General features: G+C 37.6%; 6 protein-coding genes. All 6 read right to left on the minus strand.

Annotation, left to right across the window (positions count from 1 at the left end):
• Nucleotides 1-502, minus strand: a 502-nt coding sequence (locus tag J7K93_08170; GenBank protein MCD6116976.1) for a 1-acyl-sn-glycerol-3-phosphate acyltransferase, incomplete at its 3' end; no start/stop codon positions are given.
• Between the two features lie 92 nt (nt 503-594).
• Nucleotides 595-900 carry a hypothetical protein gene (locus J7K93_08175; protein MCD6116977.1) on the minus strand — a complete coding sequence of 102 codons (306 nt, stop codon included), beginning with the start codon at nt 898-900 and terminating at the stop codon, nt 595-597.
• A 26-nt stretch (nt 901-926) separates the two neighbouring features.
• Entirely contained in the window at nt 927-2,051 is a 1,125-nt protein-coding gene (locus tag J7K93_08180; GenBank protein ID MCD6116978.1) for a GNAT family N-acetyltransferase, read from the minus strand.
• A gap of 30 nt (nt 2,052-2,081) precedes the next feature.
• Entirely contained in the window at nt 2,082-2,963 is an 882-nt protein-coding gene (locus J7K93_08185) for a patatin-like phospholipase family protein (GenBank protein MCD6116979.1), read from the minus strand.
• A gap of 247 nt (nt 2,964-3,210) precedes the next feature.
• Nucleotides 3,211-3,411 carry a DUF2065 family protein gene (locus tag J7K93_08190; GenBank protein ID MCD6116980.1) on the minus strand — a complete coding sequence of 67 codons (201 nt, stop codon included), beginning with the start codon at nt 3,409-3,411 and terminating at the stop codon, nt 3,211-3,213.
• A 19-nt stretch (nt 3,412-3,430) separates the two neighbouring features.
• Nucleotides 3,431-4,457 (minus strand): hypothetical protein (locus J7K93_08195; GenBank protein MCD6116981.1); only part of this gene is annotated, 1,027 nt, incomplete at its 5' end.

The raw sequence follows: 4,457 nt of genomic DNA on the forward strand, positions 1-4,457 counted from the left end.
TTCCAATCTTTACCTTAATTTTATATGGTCGAGGTAAAATCTTCTTAAGTGGTAATGCCTTGTCAGCATTAATGATAGCAACAGGTACAACCGGTATTCCTGTCTTGAATGCAATAAAACTTGCGCCATCTCTGAATTCCTGTAATCTCCCATTCCTGCTAATTCCCCCTTCCGGAGCGATAATAAGACTCTTTCCTTCCTTTATATTTTTAATGATCACTTTAAGGGATTCTTTGCACATCGTATTATTCTTGACCGGAACACCGTTAACAAGATGTAACAGACTCCTCTCGATAAATCTCTTAAAAAAATCTGACTTAATTGGCACGATTATAGGTTTTTTTATTGCAGCAATAAGTATCGGCAAATCCAGAAAACTGAAATGGTTCGCTGCGAAAATATACTGCTTTTCCTTATCAAGGTTTTCACTTCCCTCAATAGAAAGCCGGTTATAGAATGACAGAAATGCTATTAACATATATCGTAATAACCAGTAGGTCATTTCTCACTCAATCTGCTGAGTTAAAAAAGCTAACGTATAAAATCCCCCGGTTCTCTGAAAAATCAAGAGAACCGGGGCCGGGAGGGAGAAACTCATGAAGTCCCTTTCTTTTGTTCCTTTAAGATCTGATCCAATTTTTTGTTTATCTCTTCTATGTCTTTTCGAGTCGGTATGTTGTGCTTCTTGAAGGATTTCTCTAAAGCGGCATCTATTTTTGCTTCGAGGGCTTTTTTTTCATTTTCAGCTTTCTCGAGCAGATCTTCAAGAATTTTGAGTTTTTCTTCCTTACCAACCTTTCCTTTTTCAATGAGTTCATCGACCACTTTTGTGGCTTGCTCCTTTGTCATAGATAGAAAACCAAGGCTCATGTAGACACCCTTTTCAAATAGATCGTGCATGCTCAATCACCTCCTTTTCTTGTCTGTTATCCCATATGTTTAATATAACATCTTCTTCTTTTATGCTGTCTTTTTTCGAAATATTTCCATTGTGCCTGAACTTTATAGTTATTTTCCAGTTCAAAATTTGTTTCGGCCTTGACAAACTTTTTATTAATAATTATCTTCATTATTTCATTGAACATTATAGCATTAACACCTTTTCCCTGCATATCAGGACGCACGCCGATTATATACAAATCTATCACGTCATTATTCTTCATAGCCTTTAACATATGAATGAATCCAAAGGGGAAAAGCCTTCCTTTTGCTTTTTGTAATGCTTTGGAAAACGAAGGCATTGTTATGCCAAAAGCAGCGACTCGGTCATCTTTGTCAAGAATCATGGAAATATATTCAGGGCGAATAAATCCAAAATACTGCTTCACATAAACATCTATCTGTTTCTCAGTCAGAGGAACAAATCCAAAAATATTTTCATAACTCATATTCAGCACATTAAACATATCTTTGGCATAAGGTAAAAGATCTTTTCTCTTTCTTGTTTTCAATACCTTGAGTTTGTTTCTTTGCAATGAAATATTGGCAATCCTTTTGATTTTCTCGGGGACTTTTTTCGGTATTTTTATTTCAAATTCAACCCAGTCAATTTCCTTTTGGTATCCGTGTTTCTCCATATATTCAGGATAATAGGGATGGTTATAAATTGATGCCATAGTGCCAAGCTCCTCGAAACCATCTACCAGCATTCCTTCATAATCGAGATCAGTGAAACCAAGGGGCCCTTCTATAGCTTCCATTCCTTTTTCTTTTGCCCAATTTTCTACAGTATCAAGCAGTGCCTTTGTTACTTCCTCATCGTCAACAAAATCTATCCAGCCGAAACGTGCATACTTATTCTTCCATTTCGCAATATACCGGTTATTGATAATTCCGGCGATTCTTCCGACAACTTTCCCCCCTTTATAGGCAAGCCAATATTTTGCCTCACAGAAATCAAAAGCCGGATTTTTATCCTTACGTAGAGTGTTTATTTCATCAAAACGAAGAGGTGGCACCCAATATTTGTTTTCAGCATAGAGTTTATAAGGAAATGATATAAATTCTCTCAGATCACTTATGTCTTTTACTTCTTTTATTATAATCCCCATTTATTCTCCTTATTTTTTCTTATCCCTAAATCACAAAACTTGTAAAGTCTTTTCTGCAGCTTGAATTCCTGCTAAATAGCTTTTATTACTTTCATAAAAAGCCATAGTAGCAATGTCTTTTACCTCCGGCTTAATTACCAAATCCGGAGTAAAATCATCAAGATTAAATTCTAATATTCTTCTTGACATGTTATCTATGCTTGTCGATATATTTTTTATAAAATTCAATCTCCTTATCTTCCGATTATCCGGAAAGTGTTTGATGATTGGATAGAAATTTTTATTTAAATAGTTCCTAATTTTTATTTCAATATTTATTTTTTGAGCAGACCATTTCTTAAGTCCCAGATATTCATTTAAAACAACAGCACATCTATGTTCGGAATTGACCAGCAGACTAACCGGAACCGGATTAACAATACCTCCGTCCATCAATAATCTTTCCTGATATTTATAGGGTTTAAAAAAACCAGGGAGCGAGATGCTGGCTCTTACTGCCGGCACCAGATCGCCCGTATCAAAAATTACAGGTTCCCCGGTCTTTAAATCTGTAGCAACACACTTAAAAGGGATTTGCAATTCCTCAAATCGTTTAACCGGTAAAATCGTGTCAAGAAATTCTTCGACAACATCCCCCTTAATCAAGCCGCCGGTCATGGGATTTGTGAAATCAAAAAACGTCCACAATTTTTTTAAATCAATGCTGAAGGCAATTTCTTTCATTTCTTCAATTGTCACACCTGAAGCATAGGCAGCACCAATCATTGCACCTATACTGCTTCCGGAAATTTCATTTATGGCAATATTTTTTTCTTCAAGCACTTCAAGAACCCCAATATGCGCAATTCCCTTCGCGCCTCCACTGCCCAGCGCTATTCCTAATTTTTTATGACTAACTTTTTGCTCTATCATTGCTAACTCAATATTTATTCCTATGTTGTAATAATCTTGTCTAAGAATCAGGCAACACCCCTCAGCTTTAACTGATTTTTTTAATCTTCTCAGGTTTCAATTATTGAACCTGCCGTGTTCTCTGCGGTAATCGATGGCGGGCTAATAATGGATTTGATTACGGGATTCATGATTTTACCTCCTTATATCGTATATTTTAAAAAATCTCTTTCTTGTTTAGTCTATCTAATGCACTTTCATTAAGAAATCAACCTTTTGGAACTATAAACCAGACAAAAGCTACTATGATCATGCCGACTCCAAATAAAAATAATCCAATACTTCTAATATCTCTATCCGAATGCTTTGATAATTCTTCAAATAGCTCCTTTGAATCCCCTGCCCATATAGTGACATAGCTTCCCATAAAAACCATAATCATACCTATAGAAAACAGAATCCATTTCATACTGCTTTACCTTTATTTTTTAAAATGCTATCGACATGGAAAGCTGATACATTCTGGTTCTACTGAGACTATTATCATCATTTCCCTTCGCTTCTTCGAGAAAGGCAATATCCACGATGAGCGGTCCCCTGCAATAGCCGACACCGGCCGTGTAGCCGGATTGGTTCGTATCAATTCGCTTCTTGACAAATGCCCCTGCTCTGAGAAAGACCCTTCCAAAGACAGGAACTCCAGCTCCTCGTCTATTTTTACTCCCCCGATTAAAGGGTTCTATCTCCAGACCCAAATGATACCAAACATTAGCTCTCTTTTTAAGCTTCTGATGCACATCTCCGGCAAGAGTCAGGCCGCTTGTATGAAGAGCAAGTCCAAGAGTACCATCTGCTTCCAATTTCATGGCGGAATAATTCTCCCACCAAATTCGGTTCAGGATATTGGAAGCCATCAATCCTATGTTCAGATGATCGCCCAAAATCATGAGACCACAATCCATACCTAGCCCTTTACCGTTAGAGATACTCGCTTCCGGTTCTTCCCAAGCACTATTCACCTTTCTCTTCTCAGCAACTCCTAATTTCCCCGACAGATATTTGATATTCACTCCGAAAGATAAAAAACCACTTCGATCGGCCAATGTAAGTCCATAAGCATTCAGAGTATACTCCTGATCTGACCAGGTTTCTGTCGTACTCCCGTCGGGATTTGTGACCTTATTGTAAACATCTTCTTGTTTTAAGTTCACTAATGGTTTCCAGTAAAAACCGCCTTTTTGTGATGTTAACCCCAGAAAGATTAATTGTTTTCTTTTCAAGCGTTGGCCAGGTTCCAAAATGTCATAAAGTTTAATCTCATTGTTATTGTCTAAGATGTATACTGCCATCATCTGATTTGTTGTAAGCTGAGAGAGACCTGCCGGATTCCAGTATGCGGCTGTAGCATCATTAGCGACGGCAACAAAAGCTCCTCCCATCCCCATGGCCCTGGCACCGATAAACTGACCTCGGTAGTAACGCTCTTTAACCGGGAATTCATCTGCAGAAAGGGAA

Source organism: bacterium (assembly GCA_021158245.1).
Taxonomy (GTDB): Bacteria; Zhuqueibacterota; QNDG01; order QNDG01; family QNDG01; genus QNDG01.